The sequence below is a fragment of the uncultured Fluviicola sp. genome (assembly GCF_902168135.1).
Taxonomy (GTDB): Bacteria; Bacteroidota; Bacteroidia; order Flavobacteriales_D; family Crocinitomicaceae; genus Fluviicola.
Genome location: NZ_CABHOL010000034.1, coordinates 61,810 through 86,405 on the forward strand (window position 1 = coordinate 61,810; position 24,596 = coordinate 86,405).

The following is a 24,596-nucleotide window of genomic DNA, read 5'->3' on the forward strand; positions in this document are numbered from 1 at the left end:
TCCGGATTTTGAATTTTTTAATCACTTATTTCTTCCGCCCGACTCCTTCTTCTCTTCCAGAGCTTCTTCAGGGATTTTCCGAGGCCTAAGCAATTCCTGCCAGGTTTTCGGACGAAGCGCCGGGTTCCATTTAAATTCCTTCAAAAACTGCTCTTCCGGATCTATCTTGTCGATCGGGTAAAACTTTCCGTCAGGTTGATTGATATAGGTAATACCAACCACTTCCCCGCTATCCATGTAAACTCTCAGGTCTGACGAATAAATCCGGTTTAATCCCATCCGTTTCACAATGACGGCTGTATCCGTTTTCTCTTCTTCTTCCGGGTAAAAAATGGTTTTTGCCTGACCTTTGACATCCGAGCGGACCAATTCATTGTTCTTGAAATAAGACCAAATCTCCTTGCCGGCAAGCTGGTTGTAATACCTTCCCGAATCCAACTCATTGGCGGCAAAAGCATGTGGGAACAAATGTGCTTTATCGATCAGGGTATCGTTCTTAATAAATACCCGGATCGTATCACCGATCAATTCTGAATTATAACTCCAAAAATGGGCATTCCCCCATAAATCCATGATACTGTCCTGCTTGCGATAATCCAACGAGTCAGCAACTCCCTGGATCTTATTCTGGAAAATGCGCACATCCCTCCCGCCACGGATCCTCAATGACTTCTCCAGGCTGTCGCGTACATGAATAAGTGTATCTGCTCTCAGGAAAAGCGTATCTTTCGACTTCATCATCCGGATCAGGGGATAATCTGTCAGCACATCTGTTAGGGTTTTACCATCAGACACAAAATGTCCGGCATTGAACTGTACCTGCTGAGCTGTATCGACCATCTGCACATTTCCAAGACCTTCCGCATATTTCTTTTTCGGAGCATAAAACAAACTATCTCCGGTTATAACTCTTGGTGCCTGTTCAATTTTCGCATTTTTCGTCAACAGGCCTTCCTCCGTTTGAACGTGGTACCAGCCTTTATCGCAATAGAATTTGGAATCTTTCGTCGTTCCCACCGTCGGACCATAGAAAAAGACCTTATGCACAAGGTAATTGTAGTGCATCGTATCTGTAGTGAGTTTCAAATCGTCGCTTTTATACACTACATTCCCTTTGAAAAAGCTCTCTTCCGTATCCGGGTAGAAATAACCGAATTGACTGGTCAATACTTCATTGGTGGTGATGTTCTCAATGCGCCCTTTGTTGCGGTAAATAGCTTTTGAACTCCTCGCATCATAATCCAGCGAATCAGTTGTCAATTTGTATTCCCGATCGCGGATCCGGACATGTCCCCAAAGTTTAGCCAGGCGGGTTTTCCCGTTGTAATACATGGAGTCACAAAACAAATTGAGCGTATCTGCTTTATTGATCTGTACTTTTCCGTAAGCCCAAACTTCCCCGGTACGCTCCTTATAATGTGCCGAATCACAGAACATCACATTCCCCTGGTATTTGAAGTTCAGAAAACCCGTCAGACGCTGTTTTCCGGTCCTTTCGTCATAAGAAAGCTTCTTGGCACCGGGCAATAGTTCCAGCCATGAACCCTGGCTGTAAGAAAATTGCGCACACACAAAAATTGCGCTTAAAAAAAGCGCAATTCGATAAAGATATGTGTTCAATAACTTCAATTATCTTGTTGCCAATGTTTGCTTACGATCCGGACCAACCGAAACAGTTGTTACGGGAACCTGCAAATGTTGTTCCAAATAGTTGACATAATTTTTCAACGCTTCCGGTGCATCTGCGAAAGAAGACAAACCAGTCAGGTCTTTATTCCATCCCGGGATATCTTCGTAAACCGGCTCGATGGTTACTCCGTCGATATCATACGGCATGTAATCCTGCTCTACTCCATCCACTTTGTATTTCGTACATGCACGGATTGTGTCAAAAGTATCCAGTACATCTGCTTTCATCATAGCCAATTCCGTAACACCGTTGATCATGATCGCATATTTCATTGCCGGAAGATCAATCCATCCGCAGCGGCGCGGTCTTCCGGTCGTAGAACCGAATTCCCTGCCTTCCTGGCGAATCTTCTCTCCTACTTCGTCTTCCAATTCCGTAGGGAAAGGTCCTGAACCAACACGTGTGCAGTATGCTTTAAAAATACCGATTACATCACCGATCTTTGAAGGTGCAATCCCCAATCCGGTACAGGTTCCAGCCGTAACAGTATTGGACGAAGTCACAAACGGATAAGTCCCGAAATCGATATCCAGCATGGTTCCCTGAGCTCCTTCAGCAAGGATTTTCTTTCCGGATTTCATGGCTTCATTCAGGTATTGCTCACTGTCAACAGCAGTCAGTTCCTTCAGAATTTCAATGCCTTCCATCCACGGACCTTCCAACTCTGCTAAATTGTATTCGAAGTCTTCGTAATGCTTCAGCATATTCAAATGCTTTTCAACCAATGCATTGTATTTATCTTTGAAAGAAGGAAGGAAAATATCTCCTACACGCAACCCGTTTCTACCGGTTTTATCCATGTACGTAGGTCCGATTCCTTTCAGTGTACTTCCGATTTTGTTTTTTCCTTTGGAAGCTTCCGAAGCTGCATCCAATAATTTATGCGTCGGCAGGATCAAATGCGCCTTTCTTGAAACGATCAAACGCTTCTTGATGTCAATATTGAAAGGTGCCAGTTTTTCCAGTTCTTTTTGGAACACAACCGGATCAATGACCACCCCGTTTCCGATCAGGTTAATCACATTTTCATGAAAAATCCCGGAAGGAATAGTATGAAGAACGTGTTTTACACCTTCAAACTCCAAGGTATGACCTGCATTCGGCCCTCCCTGGAAACGAGCAATAATATCATATTGCGGAGTAAGAACATCTACAATTTTTCCTTTTCCTTCATCTCCCCATTGTAATCCTAAAAGAACATCTACTTTCATTTCACTTTATTAAATTTTGCTTCAACCTCATCTGTGGAATTGAAGCAGCTAAAAATTTCGTCTAACTTGGATATCTCGAAAAGCTTTTTGACGGATGGCTGCAGGTTTACCAACACACAATCCAATCCAACTTTCCGTGATCTGGTCAAAATACGCACAAAGAAATTCAACCCGGTACTGTTGCAGTATTCCAACCTGGAACAATCGCACAGAACGGCTTTCAAATCAGCTGCTAACGATTTATCGATGGTATCAAGTGCATCTGCCAAACCTTCATCGGAAACAATTCTTCCTGAAATTTTGACCAATACAAAATTCGATGACTTCGTTATTTCAAACTGAGCGCTCATTATTGATTTTGTTCATTCTCTTCGTTTCTAACTCCATAGAAATAAAGGGAATGGTGTTGAATTTTAACCCCGAAGATTTCTTCGATGGTTGCTTTGATACTTTGAATACGCGGATCACAAAACTCGATTACCTCACCGGTATCGGTAATGATAACATGGTCATGCTGTTTCGATCCGTGAGATTTTTCAAATTGTGCCAGATTTTTACCGAACTGATGCTTTCTAACAAGGTTGCAGGCCAGTAATAATTCGATCGTATTGTAGAGCGTAGCCCTGGAAACACGGTAATTTTGATTCTTCATCTTGATGTACAAAGATTCGATATCAAAATGCCCCTGATAATTATAGATTTCAGCCAGGATTGCGAAGCGCTCAGGAGTTTTCCGGTGCCCGTTCTGCTCCAGGTATGCTGAAAAAATGTTCCTTACTGTTAACTGCAGATCTTGTTGTTGCATCTGACAAAGTTGAAAGGGCAAAAGTAGTTATTTTTTTCGATTCAAGCACGATCGAACCGGTGCGGAAAGAGAAGTTTTCAACGAAAGAGGATGCTTTTTAACAGTTCTGCCAAAAAGCTTACTGTCACCGGGCAAATAGACAGATGGCTAAGTGTCTTTTATGGATTAATCCTCCCTCGTATCGTAACGCTCTACTCTTTTAACTCCTTCTACCTGTTCGAATTTACGCATCAAGGTGTCCAAATGCTCCGTATCGTAGACCAATACGTGAATCTTACCTTCAAACAATCCGTCATTCGCCTCAAACGAAATGGATTTCATATTTACATTCAATTCCTTAGAAATAACTTCCGTGATCTTGTTCACGATCCCCACATCGTCAATACCGATCAAACGAATAGCTGCAACACGCGCTACCAAATCCTGGCTTCTCCAACGGGCCTTGATGCAGCGGTATGCCATTTTAGACTGCAGGTGTTCTGCATTCGGGCAGCTGTTGCGGTGAATCTTAATCCCTTCCGAAATAGTAATGAACCCAAAGATCGGATCTCCCGGAATCGGATTACAGCAGCGGGCCATCTGGTATTGGATGTTCTTAAAATCTTCCCCGATAATGATGGTGTCATCTTTCTTATTGATCTTCGGATAGACATCCAACTCGTGCTTATCCTTATTTACCGGCGCTTTCTTCTCGGGCTGAAGCAAACCGTTCATATTTTCCAATTCCCGCAGCCTGGAAAGATCCACTTTTCCTTTTGCGATCCGGATATATAAATCCGTTGCGGAAGAGAATCCGTAAAAACGCTCCAGTACTGTAATATTCTCCGATTTAAACTGGATATGCAGCTGCTTGAACTTGCGTTCCAGTATTTCACGACCGTCGGCAGCAATCTCTTTGCGTTCTTCGTTCAGTGCAGATTTGATCTTCTGACGGGCCCTTGCCGTTCCCGCCAGGCGCAGCCAGTCCTCGGAAGGTTTTTGTTTAGAGGATGTAATGATTTCCAGTTGATCGCCATTTTGCAGCTGATAGCTCAACGGTACGAGGCGGTTATTTACCTTCGCTCCGATACATTTATTCCCGATATCGCTGTGGATATCGTACGCAAAGTCCAATATAGTTGCTCCGACAGGAAGTACACGCAAATCTCCTTTCGGGGTAAACACATAAATCTCATCGTGGAACAGGTTCATCTTAAACTCTTCCACGAAATCCATCGCATTCACATCCGGATTTTCCAACAAGTCCCGGATTTCAGAAATCCAGCGGTCGAATTTACTGTCATCTTTCTGGTTTTCCTTATAGCGATAGTGAGCTGCCAGTCCCTTCTCTGCAATTTCATCCATGCGCTTGGTACGGATTTGCACTTCTACCCATTTACCCTGCGGCGACATAACGGTTGTATGCAAAGATTCGTATCCGTTTGCCCGCGGAGTGGAAATCCAGTCCCTCAAACGATCCGGGCTCGGCTGATAGAAATCCGTCACAATGGAATACACCCGCCAGCAATCTGCCTTTTCCATTTCAATCGGCGTGTCCAAAATAATCCGGACAGCAAACAAATCAAACACCTCTTCAAAAGGAAGGTCCTTGCTCTGCATTTTTCTCCAAATGGAAGAAATGGATTTGGTACGTGCTTTAATATCGAAATGATATCCTTCTTTATTCAAAGCTTCACGGATCGGGTTCACAAAACGGCGAATAAAACGGTTACGGACGTCTTCGGTAGATTTCAATTTCAGCTGAATATCCCGGTAAATCTCGGTTTCCGTATACTTCATTGCAAGATCTTCCAATTCCGTTTTGATGGAATAAAGACCCAAACGGTGCGCCAAGGGAGCATACAGGAATTTGGTCTCAGAAGCAATTTTGATCTGCTTATCGGGCGACATGCTTTCCAGTGTGCGCATATTGTGCAGACGATCCGCCAATTTGATCAGGACAACCCGCAAATCATCCGAAATGGTCAGGATCATTTTACGAAAGTTCTCAGCCTGGATAGAGGTATTCTGATCAAAAACATCCGGAATTTTGGTCAATCCGTCAATAATTCTCCGGGCTTTTTCTCCGAAGAGATCTTCCACATCCTGCAAAGTGATGTGCGTATCTTCAACGGTATCATGCAAAAGCGCACAGGCAATGGAAGTTGCTCCCAATCCCATTTCTTCAACGCAGATGCGCGCCACGGCTATCGGGTGATAAATATAAGGCTCACCGGATTTTCTGCGCATGTCTTTATGCGCCTCAACGGCAACATCAAAGGCTTTTCGAATGTAGGCAGTATCCTGGCGGGTCCTGTTCTTTGTAGCTCTTAAAAGTCCTTTAAAAGCGCTTAATATTTCTAATCGTTCTTTTTCTAAATCTATCTGAGCTTCCATACTCTTAGCGGAATCAATCTTTAAGATACAAATTTAGCCCAAAATAACCAGTCTTTTCAATTGGTTTTAGGAAGTGTTAACAGTGTTGCGTTAATTCCCATGAAGGTTCAAATTCCGATAGCTATCGGAATCAAAAAGTTCAATGGTTCAAAGTATCCAAATTTAAGAAATCCCGCACAGGAAACTCGTTGAACCTTTTTTGAACCTTTTAAACGCTTTAAACGCTAGTTTACTTCGTACTTCAAGCGAATGGTAATATTGGCCGTTTTCTTCTTGGAGCTGGTATTGAAATTCCCGCCCCAGGAAAATTGCTCGGAAGAATTCTCTCCTGTGATCTGGAACACACCCATATCAGCAGTTTTTAATTTACCCAAACTTCCGCCGGCGTTCAGGGCAATCTTTTCCGCGCGGTTCCTGGCATCTTTTGTTGCAGATTCTATCATCTTCACTTTCAGCTGCGCCAGTTTGGTATAATAGTATTCCGGTGGAAAGGAATTCAGCTCCACTCCCGCATCGATCAACTCTGTTACTTCGCGCGACACATTCTCAACCAGGTCTACATTTTTAGACTGGACTTTCAGGTTTTGGGTCAATTGGTACCCGTTGAAAACCGTATTTCGCAATTGGCCGTTCTGATCGTAGTCATAGAAGAAATCCTTTTGAATATCGACCGCTTCAAAGATCAGCTCATCCGATTTGATTCCTTTTGAAGTGAGGTATTTGCGGATTGCCTGCTGGTCCTTGTTTAATTCGCTATAAGCCATTTTCAGGTCGTAATTCTTTTTGGAAAAACTTCCTCTCCACACGATCAGATCACTGGTGAAATTTTCCTCTCCGGAACCCGTCACACTAATTGCATCAGCAGTTTTGGAACGGTTCTTATATCCATTTGCCAATAGAAATCCGGCAATAATAACTGCCAAAGCAATAATAATCGTATTCAAATGCTGTTTCATAACTACCTGGTTTTGATTTCGACTAATATAAAAAAAGTCCGGCAAAAACCGGACTTCCTGATTATACAAAGCAAAATACTATTTCGACTTTTCAAAGGTCAGTGTATACACTTCTTTTTCCTCACCAAATTGGGTATTGATCTCGGTATATTCGATCTTCAAAGTCTTTTTTGACTCTTCTAAAATCTGCCAGACCGTTGTACCTCCCTCTGTCATTGACAACTGGGTATCTGTATTCGTCCATGTTCCGCTTGAAACATCTGTATTACCGTTTACAGCGAATGTCCATACGTATGTACCGTTTTCCTTGAACTCAATAAATCCGGCATTGGTATAGGTTGTTGCATCTTCCAAAGATCCATCCTGATAATACTTATATTCGTAAAGGGTATTGTTCCACTTTCCGCTTTTTGAATACAAATGTTTTTCAATTCTTTTCTCTTTCGAACAACTGCTGAAACCAACAGCAAAAACAGTCAATACAAGCAGTAATTTGGTTACGTTTTTCATAAATCGATCTTATTTTTTGCCAAATCTACGCTAAAAATCGAATAAACAAAAAGCCATTGTTTTAAGTCTCAAAATGAATACTTTTCAATTCACATTCATTGCAGTATCTTCAATGAGCTCTTTCCAAATAGTAATCGTACACATATTTTGTAGTAGTATGAGATCCCGGACCTCCCCAACCCGTGAAGGTGGTTACGGTATAAGTCTCGTACAAAGTCATTTTATCCTTTTTGGGGTCTCTTGTAATATAAAAGACAGTCGTTTTTCCATCTGACCAGGTAACTGTGATTTTGTCTTCATCATTTATCCAGGTACCTGTTTCTGTAGTTGTTTTCGGCCAAAAATTAAGAATTTTGACAATCGTCTTGTCTTTGTGAAACTCAAAACTTCCTGCATCCAGATATTCCCCGATATAATTGGAATTTGAAGATTTATTCAATTTTCTAATGTTCCACTTACCGGAACCCCGGACTAATTTATTTTCAATCTTCTGTTCTTTGGAACAAGCTGTTAACACCGAGGTGAAAACCACAAATAAGAACAGCAATTTGATGACACTTTTCATTTAGGATGATTTAATTCCTGCTAAAATTAAGACTTATACCCATCAATTCAAATAAAAGTTCACGACAAAAAAGCCATTCCTCCAGGAACAGCTTTTGAGTGAATCTATTTGGCAGTTAAGAATTTCAATCCGCTCTTTCGAGGTAATAGGTATACGTCTCTTTTTCTGCAGTATCGTTATAATAATCCGTTTCTTCCAGGGTCATTTTTCCTTTTTTCGGACCGTCTGTGATTTTCATAACAGTCGTTTCACCATCTGCAGTGATGGTAATATTATCTTCCGAATTCGTCCAGGTTCCTGCACTTACTTCCGGTGATCCGCTCAATGTAATGGTAAGAATGCATGTCCCCTTCTTGTCAAATTCGATTGTCCCCGCATTCGGATAATTTTCCGAATAGTTTAATTCATTATTTAAGTAATATTTGTAGTCGACGGAAGTGATTTTCCATTTACCGTCTTTTTTGATCAACTGTTTTTCAATACGCTTCTCTTTCGAACAAGAACTGAAACCGATTAAGAGAATAACGAACAGAGAAAGAATTTTAACGTGCATTTTCATGGAACTGTGGATTAAATTTGGTACAAAAGTAGCACATCGCCCCCATCAAAAAATCAACCTTTCGGTTGATATCAGGCACAAAAAAACCGCCAGCTCAACAGCCGGCGGTTCCCAATATTTTATTAATTATCAGTTTTTAGCCGGAAGGATTTTCCCGGAAACTTCACCGAAACCAATGCGAACACCGTCTTTGGAAGAGAATCCGCGCATAATCACGTTATCGCCGTCCTGGATGAATTTACGCTCCGTTCCGTCATTCATTTTCAAAGGCTTGGTACCTTTCCATGCCAGTTCCAGCATAGAACCGTAAGAATCAGGTGTTGGCCCTGAAATGGTTCCTGAGCCCAACAAATCTCCGCAGCGGATATTGCACCCGTTTACCGTATGATGCGCCAGCTGCTGCGCCATGTTCCAATACATGTATTTGAAGTTGGAAGTACAGATCTTCGTTTCTTCCCCGTTTTCAGGTTCGATGAATACCTCTAATTGAATGTCATAGGATAATTGTCCTTCGTATTTCAAATAGGAAAGCACTTCCGGATCTTGTTTCGGTCCGTCCGTTTTAAATGGCTGCAATGCGTCCAAAGTAACAATCCATGGTGAAATCGACGATGCGAAATTCTTAGCCAGGAATGGTCCGAGCGGAACGTATTCCCAGGTTTGGATATCGCGTGCCGACCAATCGTTAAACAACACCATACCGAAAATATAATCTTCTGCTTCTTCGGTAGAAATGGATTCACCCAGCGGCTTCCCGTCGAAAGTAATGAATGCCGTTTCCAACTCGAAATCCAGGTTGCGGCAAGGTGCAAAAATCGGCGGTTCTTCCGGATTCGGTTTGATTTGGCCTTTCGGTCGCGTTACCGGTTCTCCGGATATAATGATGGAACTCGCTCTTCCGTGATAACCAACAGGAAGCCACAACCAGTTCGGCAGCAAAGCATTTGCAGGATCGCGGAACATCATTCCGACGTTTGTAGCATGCTCGCGGCTCGAGTAAAAATCCGTGTAATCACCGATCTGAACCGGCATACACATCTTCACGCTTTCAACAGGCATGAGCACCTGCTCTACATGCTGCTCGTTCTTTTGTAAATCCGGCTGATTTGCATCAAACAGTTTAGACAAGCGGTTTCTTAGATCACGAACTGCTTTTTTCCCTTTCTTCATCATCGGATTGAGTGAATCCGTATCAAAATCACTCAACTCGAAAGGCAGGTTCTCCAAATAACCCAATACGTGCAATGTTTTCAGATCGATCACTTTATCTCCGATCCGGGAAGCCACATGCGGCTTCAGGTTTTCATTTCTAACAACACCAAAAGGCAGGTTTTGAATCGGGAAATCCGAATTGGAAGGAACTTCTATCCAGGATTTCAAAGCGGGATTATTTGCAGGTATTTGTGACATTTCTTTGCTTTTTATTGGAAACAAAGATAACGGTAATGATTAAATGAATAACAAGATTTGTTTTTGGTGGATCATGTAGGGATGAAAAATTTTTCCTCCCTACATCCGAATCATTTCTATTTCAACTTTTTCAAAATTTCCTTCACCCAAAGCGCATACATTTTCACACCGGGATGCAGCCCGTCTTCTGCTACCAAATCAGGCTCGTTCAATCCTCTACGAGAGATTTCCGTTACATTCACGTACTTCAATCCCAATGAATCGGCAATGCGCTTATTGGATACATTGAACAAATCGATCCGTTCCGAAATGCGTTTTTGGTTCGGTTTTCCGTAAGGTGTAAAGCCGTAATCCGGAATGGAAAGAACAATAACCCGTTTCTTTTTATTTCCTGCGAGTTCAATGGACTTTCTACACAGCAGCTTAAAATCGTTTTCGTATTCGCCGATTGATCTTCCCTGGAATTCATTGTTCACACCAATCAGTAAGGTCACCAGGTCGTATTCATTTTTCAGATGAGCCGATTCGATGGCCTCGATGAGTTGATCAGTTCTCCAGCCGGTACGCGCAATAATCACAGGGCTTACATATTCTTTCCCGCTTTTACTGATTGAATCCGCTAGTTGATAAGGAAAATTGGTGGTTGTGGGAACACTTTCCCCGATCGTATAGGAATCTCCCAAAGCCAGGTAAGACATGCTTTCTTTCGAACTTGAGCAGGCAGCTAACGATAAAACCATAGCGAATCCAATAGTATTTCTGGTCCATTTCATGGTTCATTTACGGCTTATGATGATTTTAGGATTTCAGTAGGGTCGGAAAATTTTGCCCCTACTGAAATTATTTCACCTTTGACTTCATGAATTTATTAAAATCGATCCAGCTTTGTTTATCTGCCGCTTCGTTGTAAGAAATCGGCATGGAAAATTTCTTTCCTACCTCCGTTGAATGCGGATTGGTAAACGCATGAGTTGCTTCCGGGTAGTCGATGAATTTCAGATCTGCACCGGCTTCCGTCATTTGTTTTTTGAATGCCTGGATACTTTCAGCAGACACAAATGAATCTGCGGCCCCATTGCAAACCAGGATTGCAGCTGTCAATTTGCTTTTATCTACCGGAATTCCGTCCAGGTTCCCGTGAAAACTCACTACCGCATCTACAGGCGCTCCTTTTTTAGCCGCATTCAAGACTACAGATCCGCCAAAGCAGTAACCGATTGCGGTCATTTTAGCCGGATTTACTCCCTGGATTTTCAAGGCTTCGTTGTAACCGGCCATAAATCTCGCGTAGGAAAATTCCGGATCGCGGTAAAACGGCATAGCAAGTGCCTGGGCGTCTTGCGGTATTTTTGCAATTTTCCCCTTGCCATACATATCGATGCAAAAACCGATATTCCCTTCTTTGGCGATCTGAAGCGCTCTTTCTTTGGGATATTCGTTCAATCCCCACCATTCGTGGACGATCAAAACGGTCTTTGTTTTTTTGGTAATTTCCAGGGGCTTGGCATAAAATGCCGTGAATTGCTGTCCGTTGATGGAATAGTTAACAGAATCCAATACTTGTGAAAAGCCCGATCCGATTGCAAATAGAAATACGAAAGTAAAAATTGATCTCATGACGAAAATTGTTTGTTCATCATAAAGATACTTCAAATCCAATTATCAATTTTCAATGATTTAATTATCAAGTGGGTCACTTATACTACTCTAATCCACTTGATAATTGATAATTACTCCATTGCTAATCAAATCAATTCACGCTCCCTCTCCCGAAACTCTTTCTCAGACTCCAATGTTGCGGTTTTCGTTTCAAAATCCTCCCGCAGCGCTACTTTCGTATCGTAGGCTCCGGACGTCATAAACAATTTACTGATGATCGGGATCAATTCGAACAGGGTCAAAATCACCATCAACAGGTAATACTGGTTTTGGAGTCCGTGTGTTTTGTCTTTGTCGAACAAGGATTGCAGGGCTTCTTTCTTGATCAGGAATCCTTTTCCATCTAGTGTTTTCTCAAAATCCGCCACGCTTTTGGTCACTTTGGTATTGATCTCGTCGAGTTCTTTGGTGATTTTTTCCAATTCGTTTTTGGAATCCTTTTGCGCTTTATCCGATGCATCTCTGGCTATCTGGTAACCGTTCTGCTTGGCTTTCGCAATTCCTGCAATTCCGAATTTACCGGAACCTCCCGTGCCATCGATCTCTTTGAGGTATTCGTTCTGTTTTTCGATCGCCAGGTCACTCTTTTCCTTCAAATCTTCTTCCAGTTTCTTTTTATTGGCCAACAATTCATCTTTCCGGGATTGGTACACCTGTTCTACTTCGATCTTTTTCTCTGCCAGCTTTTTATCCAGTAAGATCGGAATTTCGCGGTCAACATCGGAGCTGAAAATGAACAGGATGATAGGCTGGGCCAAAAATGCCCCGATACACAAAGCCATAATCACCCGCAGCCCGATTGCCACTATATTGGTGCGTTTCTTATTAATAGAAGAAACCAAAACACGGTCAATGGAAAGGACAAATCCGCCCATAAAAATTCCCAGTGTAACGAATAAGAAAGGAGAATCGGAGTTGGTGCTCCAGAAATATCCCCATGCCAGAGTGGCATAAAGCCAGGTGAAGAGCATTGCAGATCCAAGGATCTTGTAGCGGTTTCGGTCTACAGTACAATCTGCGATCAATTCCTTGATTGCCGTAGAAAACCACCAAAGCACTTCGGATAGTTGATCTTTTTCAGGTTCCGTTCCTTTTTGTTGTTTTGTTTCGATTGTATTTTCTGCCATACCGCCGTTTATTCCGAATAAAGTCAGTAAACATAGTTCAGTTACAAAAGCGAAGAATTATTTTATGGAATTTTGGGAATTCACTGTTCCAAATTGATTCCTTAAGAAAACCATTTCAGGGGAGACACGAAAAATTTAACCTTAAAACAGTATTTTAGCGGCATTAAAAACAACTTTATGAAATTTATTCTAACTTCTCTTGCGTGTATCTTCGGATACTTTTCTTATGCTCAGTGTACCGTGGGCTCGAGTACCAATTCAACGAACTCGGCATGCGGCGCAGCAACAGGCTCTGCATCAGCTATGCCTTTCAATGGCACACCACCCTATACTTACTTGTGGAGTAACGGGGGGACCACTCAAACCATTACTAACATTTCTGTCGGAATTTACACCGTAACAATTACCGATGCCAACGGTTGCACCGGAAGCAATACAGTAACTGTTGATAATCCCAATGCACCTTCTGTAACCATTAGTTCCCTCACAAATGTGGACTGTTTCGGAAATGCGACCGGTAGTGCATCCGTATCTTCAACAGGCGGAACAGCTCCTTACACTTACTTATGGAGTAACAGCATGACAGCTTCAGGGATCACAAATGCCGTGGCAGGATCTTACAGCGTTACTGTTACAGATGCAGCCGCTTGTGCCAAGCAAATAATGGTAACTATCACACAACCAGGTCAAATTTCTGCTACATCCAGCTCTACACCGGTAAGTTGTTATGGCTCGAGCGACGGTGCAATTACAGCTCAAGCCTCAGGTGGCACTGCTCCGTATTCCTATATCTGGTCTAATTCTGCAACAACCCAGGACATTTCTGACTTAGCGGCGGGAACTTACACCCTGGACATATACGATGCAAACAATTGCACCATCCAGATCACCGCAAACGTTACAGAACCTGATCTGATTCAGGACACAATAAGCGCTTCTGCCTGCGGATCTTACTTTTGGGAGGGACAAGATTACACCACATCGGATTACTATGAACACATCTACACAGCAGCTAACGGGTGTGATTCGATTGTAACATTGAATTTAACCATTAATCCATTGCCGGACAATGCCATTACCAGCTCAGGAGCTACTTTTACCGCTACTGCGTCCGGTTTAACTTATCAGTGGATTAACTGTTCGGACAACTCTGCAATTCAGGGGGCACAAGGCCAATCTTTTACAGCCACTCAAAATGGAAGTTACGCTGTGATTGTAAGCAACGGAACATGCTCAGACACCAGCAACTGTATCACGCTTTCTGATTTAAGCTTGACGGACAACAACCAGGATTTGATTTCCATCACTCCAAACCCTACGAAAGGACAGGTTTCAATTTCGGTAACAGAAAATATGCAGGCTCGCTTAACAAATTTAGCAGGCGAAACGTTAAACACATTTTATTTAGGAGCCGGAGAAAACAGCATCGACATCAGTCAGGTGCCAGCCGGAACTTATCTGCTTGTTGTCGATAAATCCAGTTACCGCATTGTAAAATATTAATTCTCCGCTTAATTTATTTCTCAGCCCGGTTATGCAATATATCCGGGCTTATTATTTATGAATCGAGCGCATTGCTCTGGTTTTTCAATTTGTCTTCCAGTTCGGAAACAATCGGGTGGCCGGCCATTTGCGGGTTGCTTCTAAGTTCTTCCAGCATGCGTCTGATCGTCTCCGGAGAAAGGTTTTCCTCCCGGTCTGCTTCAAAGCTCGATTCAGGGGCCTGGGCGAAAAAAAGTTCGTCTGTCCAGGCATTCCGCTCTCCGTCAATAACCAGGTGCACCCGGTCAACCGTTCCGCGATTCGCTACCGAATGCACGAAATTTACATTGGTGTACCAGCATTCGCCGGGGAGCATGGTCAGGCGCTCGCCATCCAGGATAAATGCTACATCCGGGTTGGTAACAATGGGAATGTGCAGCCGGAACTGCCCGTCCTCATACCCCAATTCGTGATCGGTATGCGGTTTGATCTCCGCTCCCACTTCCAGCCGCAATAAACGGACCGAAAGAATGGGAAAGCTGAACGAATCCAGAACCTCTCTGAAATACGTGCATTCCTTCATCAAAGGAGTTTCGGAAACGGCGGAATTATCTGTGGAAAGCGCAAAAATATGCTGTGCATTACCGTCTTTCGCATACAGCGATACTACGTTCCAATTCCCGGTATAGCCACCCGTATTGAAATGCGGTACCCATTGGGATTCCATGGCCCGCGAAAGGTCTTTCACCAAACGCTGTTCGTCGAACTGCATGGGAAATTTTAAGTATTTCGTGATCTCTTTTGTGCTCATCTCAACCATTTGATCATGTGTGGAAAAGGTTTTATACCTTCTTTTTCTGTTTGGCTGCAAAATCCCATCCACTCCAGCAGCGGAAGGCCGATGTAATTTTGATTCCCGAATTGTTCGATAAACCATTCGGATTGTTCCTTGTACCCATGCGCGTGAAAAACAACCTCGGGAGATATTCCGATATGCCTAAGCGCGGCATAAGACCACAAAATGGAGGCTATTTCATCGCCGGGAGTCGGCCATTCGGGGTCCATATCTGCAGTGCCGATCAGCGGACGCAATGCTTCTTCTGTTACCGCTATGTGTCCGGCCTCATGCAGCAAATCTCCCGGGTATTTCATTTTTGCCGGATCCATTAAAATGGTATTTTTCTCAATGGCTAATCCGGGCAAAAAACAATCGTCCGGCAATTCGGTTTCTATGACCGGAATCCCGATTTCTTCTAAAAAACAAATGATCTTTTCGCGTTCCATGAAGTGAATAGTTTGTTTGATTGGGGTGAAAATACTAAATGTCCGTGAATCCGGTTTGGAATTCCCTGAAATGATCTGTATTTCCGGTTAACTAAACTACAGAAGAGCTATTTACTAAATCGTTTAAGCGATTGATTTACAAACTATTTAAATGGGAATTTAATGCTTATTTGACATGAATTTAATCTGCGAAGCGTATTCCCGGAGTACCTTTGCAAAAAAAATAATTATCACTGCGTTATGAGCTTTGTTTATTCCGCCTTCCACTTTTCAAGCTTCCGACTGTTCAAAGCATACACCAAACAGTTGCTTTTCAGCGCTTCACTGGTTTTCAGCAGCACAGTATGCGCACAGGTAACTGTTGGATTTCAAGGCGGTGAACCGGGAGATCCCTGGGGATACACTTCCACGGGAGCAAGTGCGCTGTCCATATCCGAAGCAACGCAATCACCGAACAAGGTAACCGGAACTACTTCGCTCGTAGTGGGAGGAAACACGGGCGGAGGAAACTGCTTTGCCACCGGATCAGGAAACGGACCGAATACCGCACGTACTTTTACCTTTAATTCCCTGGACATTTCTACCAGCAACTCCTCCGTGCGCACTTTGACCTTCAACTGGGGAAACCGTTTTCCATCCTGTAACGGTACCGGCTGGGATTCGGGAGAGAACCTAACATTCAGAGCCTACCACGACGGTGTTCCGCAAACTTTAATTACACTGGCAACCGGAAACAACAACGCACAATTCAGCATCTCAACACACAGTTACAGCTGGACGATCCCCGCTTGTGTTTCCGAATTCTACTTCGTGGTAAGCGTTACCACCAATCGCGCAGATGAATTGTTGTTCATCGACAATGTTCTTTTGACAGCACCCCAGTTAAACGGACCTCTAACCGTAAGTCCGATCTCGGGAAATACAACCGTTTGCCAGGGAAGTACCGAAAACTACAGCGTTACGCCTGAAACCGGAGTTTCTTACACCTGGGACGGATTACCTGCCGGGGCCTCTTTCACCACTCCTAACGGAACAACAGCATCCGCCAATATGACCATCAACTGGGGAACTGCAGCACCAGGCACATACACTCTTTCAGTGACACCAAGCTCCACCGGCTGCGGAGGCGGAACGGGAAGCCCTCAAACCATTGTAATTACCATCACGGCACCTTCCGTTCCGGTTACGATTTCAGGACCTGCTTCTATGTGTCCCGGAGAAACCATCACGCTTACTTCCAGTTATGCATCCGGGAACACCTGGTCTCCAAACGGAGAAACGACCCCATCCATTTCGGTCACAGCACCGGGAACCTACACTGTTTCAACAGCTACTTCCTGCGGAACTATTTCTGCCACTCACACCGTAACACTTAATCCGGTTCCTGCTGTTCAATCCGTAACTCCGACCCCAATCAGCTGTTTTGGTGCTAACGACGGGGTGCTTACCATTTCCTCTACAGATTCCGGATTGGAATACTCACTGGACGGAACCAACTGGCAAGCTTCAAACGTTTTCAGTAACCTTACTCCCGGAACATATACCGTTCAGGTGCGTTTCGTAAACGGATGTTCCACAACCTTAGCTCCCGTAACGTTCACCGAACCCGCACAGGTTACAGCAACCGCGTCCAATACCGGGCCTTACTGCGAAGGCGGGAACGTTGTTTTGAACGGATCAACTCCTTTTAGCGGAACAACCACTTATTCCTGGACAGGTCCAAACGGTTTCACTTCTTCCCTGCAAAATCCAACATTTACCGCTCAAACCGGAACACATACTTACCAATTAACCGTTGCGGTAAACGGATGTCAGAGCACACCGGCAACCACTACCGTTAGTGTCAATGCGGTACCGACCGTCAGTGTTTCCAATACCGGACCTTACTGCACCGGTTCGCCGATCAGCTTAAACAGCAACACCAATTCAACAGGAACAATTACTTATTCCTGGACCGGGCCCAACGGCTACACATCTACCGCTGTAAATCCTTCGGATGCCCTTGAAGCCGGAATGTACGAACTGGTAATCAGCTCCAACGGATGTCAAAGTACTTCTGCAAATACAACAGTCGTAATTAACCCAATACCGACAGCACAAGCAGATTATACCGCACCTTTCTGTACCGGAACAATGCTTCAGCTAAACGGATCAACGACCTCATCGGGCGCCGTAACTTATTCCTGGAGCGGACCCAACGGGTACACATCCACGCTTCAAAACCCGGCAGACGGAACAGAAGCGGGAACTTACACATTGCTTGTTACCGAGAACGGATGCACAAGCCCGCCCGCAACTGTAAACGTGATTTCACAAGTGCCATTTGTGTCTGCATCCAATGCCGGACCATATTGTGAAGGCACAGTGATCCAGCTTACCGGATTTACAACCGCTTCCGGAACTATCAGTTATTTGTGGAACGGACCGAACGGGTACACTTCCCAGGTGCAAAATCCGGCGGATATCACCGAAGCAGGAACCTATACCCTGACCGTTCAGGAGGGCAATTGCAGCAACAGTGCTTCCACGCAGGTTGTTGTGAAACCCAATCCTTCCGCTTCTTTTGTTTCTTCGGCACCCTGTATGAACGACAGCATGGTGTTTACATCCGCATGCTCCGTGCCTTCACCGGAGATTATTACCAACTGGCACTGGGATTTCAACGACGGGTTCACTTCTTCGGAAGAACACCCGAAACATGTTTTCCAAACCACAGGCACGCATTCCGTATTGCTAAAAGTGACAACCAACTCCAATTGCATTACTACTGTTTCCAAGGATGTGGAAGTGAAACCGGGTATTGACGCCAATTTTTACTTTTCCCCATCAACGATTTCTGCACTGGATCCCACCGTACATTTTGTAAATTCCAGTACCAACGCAGTAACTTACACCTGGAATTTCGGGGTTGACTCCGCCCAATCCACAGAAACATCTCCGAATTTTACTTTCCCGGCACAACCGGGTTCTTATGCGGTGGAATTAATTGCCACCAATGACGACGGATGTATCGACAGCATTACGAAAGTGATTACTGTTCAGGATGAAATGACTTATTACATTCCCAATGCATTTACACCGGACGGCGACGAGTTCAACCAAACATTCAAACCCATTTTTTCCAGCGGATTTGATCCCCAGAACTACACCCTGCTCCTGTTCAACAGATGGGGCGAAACGATCTTCGAATCGCACGATTCAGAAACGGGCTGGGACGGAACTTACCACGGAACGATGGTGCCAGAAGGAACTTATATCTGGAACATACGGGTAAAACAACTTCACAGCGATGCTTTCGAAACATTTTCGGGACACGTTTCATTGGTGAGGTAATCCAAAAAACAACCGATTCATTTTTTCAAAGGGACGCAGGATTTGTGTCCCTTTTTTTTGACTAACACAAAGCATTGATTCTTAAAAGCTAAATCGATTTAACAAACTGATTTTTAACTCAATAAACGCGATTTAATACTTATTTGACACGAACTTAACCCTCCCCGAAAACACCCGGTCTACCTTTGTACTAAACTTTAGCAAATTGAAATCTACAACAAGTGCGGCATCAAAGAATCGCACTGCAATACACCTTAACGAACAATCAATAATGTTTACCATGAAAAAACAATTCATTTCAACAATCCGCATCTGTATGCTCTTCCTGGCACTTGGAGGCTGGCAGAACGGATTTTCACAAGTGAGTATTACCGCTCACAACACCGATTTCAACACCAACTTCAACGGCTGGAACGGAACACTTCCCGGCGGATTTACAAGATCGGGCGGGAATTACCAGAGTACAAGCGCCTCTACTACCGGCGGTGTTTATGCCATCTCCGGAGCAGGTTTCGGATATCAGCCAAGTTCTTCCGTTGCAAGCTGTTCCCTTACAGGGACCTTCCAAAACACCACCGGGTCAACAATTACTTCGTTAGAAATCAGTTACGATGCTTTCCAGATTGTAAACCGCGTTTCAAGACTTCCAAACTGGACAGTAACTTCTTCACTGGGAAGTGTTTCGGGACTAAACTGGACTTTTGACAATACCACCAGTCCGGGGAATCCTGATCACCTCACTATTACGATCAATGGGCTTAACCTGGCCAACAATGCCACTTTCACACTTACATTTGCATCAAACCGCGGTTCGGGCTCAGGTTCTTCTCCATTGATCGGGTTGAACAATGTTAAAGTAAGATCCATAGCTACTATTTGTACCGATCCGACCAACCTTGCGGAAAACAACGTAACAGCAACAAGTGCCGATTTTAACTGGGACGCTGCCGGTTCAAACGACTTTGAATATGTATTGGATCAACTTGCAACAGATCCTGCCGGTGCGGGAACTCCTATCAATGGATTAACAACCAGTACTGCTGCTTTATCACCTTCAACCACTTACTATTTCCACCTCCGCCGGAATTGTGGAAACGGAAGTTTCTCAAACTGGGTCTACGTCAACTTCACTACTCCGGCAGCACCATGCAACGCGCCAACGGGATTGGCTGCCGCAAACACCACCCACAACTCCTCAGACCTAAGCTGGGATACACAGGGAAGCAACAGCTTTGAATATGTAGTAGACCAAGTAGCTGCAGATCCAACCGGGGCAGGAACTCCCACAGCAGGAACTACCTTCAACGCAACCGGATTGAATCCTTCTACGACTTATTACCTGCATGTGCGTACCGACTGCGGAAGCGGAAATTTCTCTCCGTGGACTGCCGTTCCATTTACCACCCTGATCGAACCATGCGACGCACCAACCGGATTGGCTGCTGCAAACGTGACACACAACTCCGCAGATTTAAGCTGGGATACGCAAGGCGCAAGCACTTACGAATACGTAGTGGACCAAATCTCCACAGATCCGGCTTCCGGAACATCGACAACAGGAACTACTTTTAACCCAACGGGATTGAATCCGTTAACGACCTATTACTTACACGTACGCACCAACTGCGTTCAGGGAAATACTTCCGCATGGACCACTATTTCTTTTACAACCCTAATCGAACCATGCAACGCTCCAAACGGATTGACTGCTGCAAACGTGACACACAACTCAGCTGATTTAAGCTGGGATACGCAAGGTGCTAGCACTTACGAATACGTAGTGGACCAAATCTCCACAGACCCGGCTTCCGGAACTTCAACAACAGGAACTACTTTTAACCCAACGGGATTGAATCCGTTAACGACCTATTACTTACACGTCCGCACCAACTGCGTTCAGGGAAATACTTCCGCGTGGACAACCATTTCTTTCACAACAGCAATCGAACCATGCAACGCTCCAACCGGATTGGCTGCAGCAAACGTGACACACAACTCCGCAGATTTAAGCTGGGATACACAAAACGTGAGTACCTATGAATATGTAGTTGACCAGGTTTCCACAGATCCGGCTTCCGGAACTTTAACGGCAGGAACAACTTACCATGCAGCCGGATTGAATCAATTGACCACTTATTACCTGCACGTTCGCACGAATTGTGTTCAGGGGAATACTTCTGCATGGACAACCATTTCTTTTACCACCACACTTACGCCCTGCATGGCACCAACCGGATTGGCTGCTGCAAACGTTACCCACAACTCCGCAAATCTATCCTGGAATGCGCAGGGAAGCAACACTTTTGAATACGTACTGGACCAAACTGCCAGCGATCCGCTGATCCTGGGAATGCCCACTACTTTGACCACTTACAATCCAACAACGCTGAGTGCGTCTACGACCTATTACCTGCACGTTCGCACCGATTGCAGCGGAGCAAATTTCTCTCCGTGGACAACCATTTCGTTCACCACTTCCATTGCGCCATGTGATGCACCGACCGGGTTAACCGCAGCAAACATCACTCAAAATACGGCAGAACTTAGCTGGAACACCCAACCGGGAAGCACCTACGAATACGTGGTAGATCAAATTTCCACAGATCCGGCTTCCGGAACAGCTACCACAGATACTTTCTACAACGCATCCGGATTGGACGCTGCAACGACTTACTACGTGCACGTACGCACCCATTGTGCACAGGGAAACACATCCGGATGGACCACCATTCCGTTTACCACTTTGCCGGAACCATGCGATGCGCCAACGTGGTTAACGATTGCAAACACCACCCAAAACACTTCCGATCTTTCGTGGAACGTTCAGGGAGGAAACAGCTTTGAATACGTACTGAACCAAACGGCATCCAACCCGGCTTCCGGAACACCTGCAACAGCCAACAGTTACAGCGCCACAGGACTGAATGCTTCTACGACTTACTACTTCCACGTGCGCACCAACTGCGGCAACGGAAACTTCTCCGACTGGACAACCGTTTCTTTCACAACCGATGACGCACCGTGTATTGCTCCGGCCGGACTGACCGTGTCCAACATTACAAGCAGCTCTGCAAACCTGAACTGGACCGCACAAGCCGGGAACACCTTCCAGTACGTTCTCGACCAAACATCTACAAACCCGAATGCAGGTGGAACCGTGACTTCCAACAACACATTCGCGGCAGCTACTTTAAACAGTTCCAGCACCTACTACTTCCATGTACGCACAGACTGTGGCAACGGGAATTTCTCCGACTGGAGCACCGTTTCCTTCACCACCGCATCTACCGTGGGATTGAACGAACAAGAAATCATCAGCCTCTCGGTATACCCGAATCCGGCTCATGATCTTGTAACTATTGCAGGACAAACCGAAGGAACTGCAACCCTGATCACCGTAAAAGGACAGGTATTGACAACCATCGACCTTGAAAAACAAAACAAACTGGACCTTTCCGGGTACGAAAGCGGGGTTTATTTCATCAAATACGTTTCTGAAAAAGGAACCGCAAATGTGACCGTGATTAAAGAGTAAGGAGCTTCTGCTCGCTAAAATATCTATGGGCGGGCCGTCAGTCGACGGACTCGCCCTTTTTCTTTACCACAGATCCCGACGAAATCATTGTCGGGACAAATTGCACAGATAATTGGAGGCGCCTACCGGTCGCCTCTTTTTATGTTAATTTGATTTGAAGGGGGCGAAATGATGACACGTTCCGAAACCAGCACAAACATAAAATAGTTAAACAAAAATCAGCGCGACTGGTAAGCGCGCTTAACATCTGTGCATCTGTGGTAAACAAGTAGACATCTAGAAGTATTATCCCGCGGTGAACGCACCAAGCGGATTTTCTGCGTACCTTAGCCGAAATTTTACAAACAATATGGAGCAGGCCGAATTCTTAGAAAAAAACGTATTTACCGATTTGAAAAACCTGAACGACGGGTTCGACAAAAAGGAAAACCTCCATTTCAACGAGTGGGATTTCGCCATTGTACTGGACCGCGCGGAATACTACGGGCTTTCCATCTACGAGATCCAGGCGTGGCACGAAGGCGTGCTGTATGACACAGCCCACCACGAACCGGTCCGCAAGAAAGCCACCGATGCTGCCTGGTACAAAAAAGCATTGATGACCTTTTCAACCCGCCAGCCGGGAATGACATTTACAGCAAGCCTTAAAGTTTCCCCGAAGCTGTTGGCGAGGCAGATGAAGGGGGAATAATCACCGTCCACCACAAAACAACCGCATTGTACAGCACTACAGGGCGCGAGTCGTCTTCGACAGCTGCACCTTTTCTCTTTCCACAGATGCACAGATAAATGGAGGCGCCTACCGGTCGCCTCTTCTTTTTTGGTGTGATAGTTATCTTTAATAGTAGAGAGCCAATCGAATACTTATACAGATGTTTAGGAAACAAGCATTCTGCAAATAGCAGGAAAATAAGGCGACCGGTAGGCGCCGCAGGACATCTGTGCATCTGTGGGAAATATTAGCAGGCATCAACTTTCGGAAAACCACATTTCCCCCATGTGGTAAATACTGAAAATCAATCCAAACGGATCAACTAACAGTTCTTTTCTTAGATTCGTAGCGAAACCTTTTTGTTACAATGAAATTGATCACTCTTGCGCTGCTGCTATTCGGTTCCTGTTTGGCCCATTCCCAGGAAGCCATAGACCTCATCGAATCCACATTAAAACTCGGCATTTCGGAAGAAAAAGAATTCTATTTCGGCTTTGCGGAAGGGGATCAGATTGTGTTGAATTTTGAGGTCATCAAGGGAAAATCCATCGGAGAAGTGGAAGTGACAGAATATCCCAGCTTCACCAAATTCACCGATTACGAGACCAGTGGAATAACCAATAAAAAACTTCCCGTTTCCAAGGATGGAATTTATAAATTCCGCATCAAAAACAAAGGCTTATCCGGAAAGATTTGCAAGATCCACATTCAGCGCATTCCGTTGAATGAATACACCAAAAACTTTAATTCGGAAGTTTATTGGAGAACTTTGTATGATACCACATACTACTCTAAAAATGAGAACTATTTGATCAGAAGAGATACTACCATTGTGAATGTAATGGATCAAACAGCTAAAGTGCATTCCTTTGGGAACGCGAATGGAAATAAAACGACTCTTAACTTCACGCTGCCTAAAAACACAAAAGCCTGGAGTTACTACATTGGGGTGAATCAGGAAGGGCAGCAAGCTTACCAGGATGCAGTGAATGATCTAAGCGAATTAGCTTCACCCATTGTAAAAGTTCTATCCAAAGGAAATCCGCTTGCAAGCCTGGCTCTTGGATTACCAAACTACTTAGTTGTAGCTCAAAGAGGTGAAGATATCGATTACTACATCGTAACCAATGAAAATGTAAATCTATTTAGTTCCGGTCAACGATTCTATTACCTGAAAATGGGAAAAGTAATTAATGCTTTCAACAGAATGGAACAGGTATCAAATGACAACTTCCATGTTTGTTTATCGAATGACAATGCAGTAACCGGGGTAATGGTTTTGGTGAAAGTGACTGCCATTGTTGTAAATGAACAATGGGGAAATAGATCGGTTCAAGTGCCGAGGGTGGGTGAGCGCAGGGAGGCTTATTTGAAATAGAAAT

Annotated in this window: 20 protein-coding genes; 5 read left to right on the forward strand and 15 right to left on the reverse strand. The window is 44.4% G+C overall.

Annotated features, from left to right (window positions below; all coding sequences use genetic code 11):
* Positions 1-21: 21 nt before the first annotated feature.
* The 13 genes from QZT69_RS12750 to QZT69_RS12810 form a co-directional block, all read right to left on the reverse strand.
* Positions 22-1,620 (reverse strand): OstA-like protein, encoded by a 1,599-nt coding sequence (locus QZT69_RS12750; RefSeq protein ID WP_294674726.1) that lies wholly within the window; start codon positions 1,618-1,620, stop codon positions 22-24.
* A 9-nt stretch (positions 1,621-1,629) separates the two neighbouring features.
* Entirely contained in the window at positions 1,630-2,901 is a 1,272-nt protein-coding gene (locus QZT69_RS12755) for an adenylosuccinate synthase (protein WP_294674728.1), read from the reverse strand.
* Positions 2,898-3,251, reverse strand: a complete 354-nt coding sequence (locus QZT69_RS12760) for an STAS domain-containing protein (RefSeq protein WP_294674729.1) — start codon at positions 3,249-3,251, stop codon at positions 2,898-2,900. The genes QZT69_RS12755 and QZT69_RS12760 overlap by 4 nt, the downstream gene beginning before the upstream one ends.
* Entirely contained in the window at positions 3,251-3,706 is a 456-nt protein-coding gene (locus QZT69_RS12765) for a Fur family transcriptional regulator (RefSeq protein ID WP_294674730.1), read from the reverse strand. The genes QZT69_RS12760 and QZT69_RS12765 overlap by 1 nt, the downstream gene beginning before the upstream one ends.
* 165 nt (positions 3,707-3,871) lie before the next feature.
* A complete protein-coding gene (locus tag QZT69_RS12770) occupies positions 3,872-6,082 on the reverse strand; it encodes a bifunctional (p)ppGpp synthetase/guanosine-3',5'-bis(diphosphate) 3'-pyrophosphohydrolase (protein ID WP_294674733.1) in 2,211 nt (736 codons plus the stop codon).
* A 224-nt stretch (positions 6,083-6,306) separates the two neighbouring features.
* Complete coding sequence (locus tag QZT69_RS12775) at positions 6,307-7,038, reverse strand: SIMPL domain-containing protein (RefSeq protein WP_294674735.1); 732 nt, start codon at positions 7,036-7,038, stop codon at positions 6,307-6,309.
* Between the two features lie 78 nt (positions 7,039-7,116).
* Positions 7,117-7,548, reverse strand: a complete 432-nt coding sequence (locus tag QZT69_RS12780; RefSeq protein ID WP_294674739.1) for a hypothetical protein — start codon at positions 7,546-7,548, stop codon at positions 7,117-7,119.
* 109 nt (positions 7,549-7,657) lie between these two features.
* A complete protein-coding gene (locus QZT69_RS12785) occupies positions 7,658-8,113 on the reverse strand; it encodes a hypothetical protein (protein WP_294674742.1) in 456 nt (151 codons plus the stop codon).
* A gap of 124 nt (positions 8,114-8,237) precedes the next feature.
* The gene (locus QZT69_RS12790; protein WP_294674745.1) at positions 8,238-8,672 is read right to left on the reverse strand and encodes a hypothetical protein; all 435 of its coding nucleotides are present in this window, start codon (positions 8,670-8,672) and stop codon (positions 8,238-8,240) included.
* Between the two features lie 129 nt (positions 8,673-8,801).
* Entirely contained in the window at positions 8,802-10,082 is a 1,281-nt protein-coding gene (fahA, locus tag QZT69_RS12795) for a fumarylacetoacetase (protein ID WP_294674748.1), read from the reverse strand.
* 116 nt (positions 10,083-10,198) lie between these two features.
* On the reverse strand, positions 10,199-10,822 hold the full coding sequence (locus QZT69_RS12800) for an SGNH/GDSL hydrolase family protein (protein ID WP_294674751.1): 624 nt from the start codon (positions 10,820-10,822) through the stop codon (positions 10,199-10,201).
* A gap of 100 nt (positions 10,823-10,922) precedes the next feature.
* Positions 10,923-11,699, reverse strand: coding sequence for a dienelactone hydrolase family protein (locus QZT69_RS12805; RefSeq protein ID WP_294674754.1), 777 nt, complete (start codon positions 11,697-11,699; stop codon positions 10,923-10,925).
* Positions 11,700-11,827: 128 nt separating this feature from the next.
* Entirely contained in the window at positions 11,828-12,868 is a 1,041-nt protein-coding gene (locus tag QZT69_RS12810; RefSeq protein WP_294674756.1) for a DUF4407 domain-containing protein, read from the reverse strand.
* A 177-nt stretch (positions 12,869-13,045) separates the two neighbouring features.
* Here QZT69_RS12810 and QZT69_RS12815 point away from each other — a divergent pair, with 177 nt between their 5' ends.
* On the forward strand, positions 13,046-14,371 hold the full coding sequence (locus QZT69_RS12815; protein ID WP_294674759.1) for a T9SS type A sorting domain-containing protein: 1,326 nt from the start codon (positions 13,046-13,048) through the stop codon (positions 14,369-14,371).
* Between the two features lie 55 nt (positions 14,372-14,426).
* Here the strand turns inward: QZT69_RS12815 and QZT69_RS12820 are convergent, their stop codons facing one another.
* On the reverse strand, positions 14,427-15,161 hold the full coding sequence (locus tag QZT69_RS12820; RefSeq protein ID WP_294674763.1) for an aspartyl/asparaginyl beta-hydroxylase domain-containing protein: 735 nt from the start codon (positions 15,159-15,161) through the stop codon (positions 14,427-14,429).
* A complete protein-coding gene (locus QZT69_RS12825; RefSeq protein ID WP_294674766.1) occupies positions 15,158-15,634 on the reverse strand; it encodes a hypothetical protein in 477 nt (158 codons plus the stop codon). The genes QZT69_RS12820 and QZT69_RS12825 overlap by 4 nt, the downstream gene beginning before the upstream one ends.
* Before the next feature lie 240 nt (positions 15,635-15,874).
* On the opposite strand from QZT69_RS12825, the gene QZT69_RS12830 reads away from it, so the two are divergent.
* From QZT69_RS12830 to QZT69_RS12845, 4 genes are all read left to right on the forward strand, one after another.
* Entirely contained in the window at positions 15,875-18,967 is a 3,093-nt protein-coding gene (locus QZT69_RS12830; protein WP_294674769.1) for a PKD domain-containing protein, read from the forward strand.
* Positions 18,968-19,247: 280 nt separating this feature from the next.
* Positions 19,248-22,502, forward strand: coding sequence for a fibronectin type III domain-containing protein (locus QZT69_RS12835; RefSeq protein ID WP_294674772.1), 3,255 nt, complete (start codon positions 19,248-19,250; stop codon positions 22,500-22,502).
* 295 nt (positions 22,503-22,797) lie between these two features.
* Positions 22,798-23,193 (forward strand): hypothetical protein, encoded by a 396-nt coding sequence (locus QZT69_RS12840; protein WP_294674775.1) that lies wholly within the window; start codon positions 22,798-22,800, stop codon positions 23,191-23,193.
* Positions 23,194-23,581: 388 nt separating this feature from the next.
* Positions 23,582-24,592: a hypothetical protein gene (locus QZT69_RS12845; protein WP_294674777.1), complete on the forward strand. Its 1,011-nt coding sequence runs from the start codon at positions 23,582-23,584 to the stop codon at positions 24,590-24,592.
* The last annotated feature ends 4 nt before the right edge of the window (positions 24,593-24,596 follow it).